We start from the raw sequence: 1,448 nt of genomic DNA on the forward strand, positions 1-1,448 counted from the left end.
GGCAGCCTAATGGTTTTGTCAAGCTGCATGTTTGAAGTTTGGGCTGAAGGGGGTTCTTGTCTGGAGGAGCGCCCATACGACGTTTACACGCCGTCGCGCGAGGGCGATGACGGCCTGGTTGTGGCGTTTCCCTTCGGTTTTCTTTCGATCGTAGAAGGCACGGCTTTCCGGGTCTGCGAGAGCGTTGAAGGCGGATTGGAAGAAGACGCGCTTGAGGGTCTTGTCACCGCCTGTGGATCGCCGGACGGTCCTGGATTTTCCGGACTGGCGCAGGACGGGCGTGAGGCCAGCCGCGGCTGCGAGCGCATCGGCCGAGCGGAAACGGCGGGCAGAACCGACGCAGGCGATGAAGTCTGCCGTGAGCACGACCCCCATCCCCGGCAGGCTGAGGATGAGGGCCGCGTCAGGGTGGCTTTCGAGCAGGGCTTCGAGATCGGCGTCGATGCGGTCGCGCTGGGCACGAGCTGCAAGCGCCTCGGCGGCGAGGTCCTTGACCAGCCTGGCGCGGGTTTGGGCGCCGGGCACGTCGACGGCTTGAGCTTTGGCCAGAGCAATGGCGTCCTGCGCCAGGGACTGGGCATCGCGCATGCGGGGATAGACCTTCATCAGCGAGCGGACGAGATGATGCGGCCTGGCGCCGCGCAGTTCATGTGGGGCGGCGAACAGGCTCAGGAAGACGAGGCCGGCCTTGGTCTTCACATCGATTCGCCTTTCCAGCGCGGGAAAGAGCGAGGAGAGCAGATCACGCAGGCGAGCAAGACGTCTGGTCTGGTCGACGACGACTTCGCGGCGCCGGCCGGCGAGCAGGCGGATGTCGACGTCGATTTCGGTCTCGACCTCGACCGGCCGCAGGTCGGCGCGGGTTCGCGCGAGATCGGCGATGGTCGCCGCATCGCGGGGGTCGGACTTGTTCTCTCCGCCGCGTGTGCCCTGCCGCGCGCGGTTGACGGCAAGGCCCGGCGTATGAACCACCCGCATACCGGCAGCGGCCAGCATCGCGCACAGCAGCGTGGCGCAACCGCCCAGCAAGTCGAGGGCGACGGTTATGCTTTCGGCTTCCAGCGCCGACAGTTCGTCGATCAGCGCCGCGATCCCTTCCGGATCGTTCTTGACGGCATGGCTGAAGATGGGCCTTGCGTCTGTGCCGATCACGCAGGCCCAATGGATGTCCTTGGCGGCGTCGATGCCGACGTAGAAGTGCATGGCCTCCTCCCTGAAGTGTCCTCCTTTGAGCGGCAACCTTCCCACGCCGTCCTCGCCCTACACAGCGATCAATCGCAGAGCCTAATCAGCGGTCGGGTCAGGTGTGGAGACCGGGCGGATCTGCCTCCCGAGCCATCGAGGGCGGCCAGCATGATAGCCATACCCGGTCTCCTGCCTTCCAACATCCTCGGCCATAAACACAGTGCCCGAAAGGCAGATGTCGAAACGCATTTCATTGGTAGGGC

Annotated in this window: 1 protein-coding gene; it reads right to left on the bottom strand. The window is 65.0% G+C overall.

What is annotated here, in order from left to right:
- Nucleotides 1–18: 18 nt before the first annotated feature.
- Nucleotides 19–1,203, bottom strand: coding sequence for an IS110 family RNA-guided transposase (locus NNZ72_RS25325; protein WP_257318453.1), 1,185 nt, complete (start codon nucleotides 1,201–1,203; stop codon nucleotides 19–21).
- Nucleotides 1,204–1,448 lie beyond the last annotated feature (245 nt).

The sequence above is a fragment of the Shinella pollutisoli genome, assembly GCF_024609765.1.
In the GTDB taxonomy this organism is placed as follows: Bacteria; Pseudomonadota; Alphaproteobacteria; order Rhizobiales; family Rhizobiaceae; genus Shinella; species Shinella pollutisoli.

Coding starts and splice junctions, on each gene's coding strand:
- NNZ72_RS25325 (WP_257318453.1), bottom strand. CDS start 1,203: ATGCACTTCTACGTCGGCATCGACGCCGCCAAGGACATCCATTGGGCC.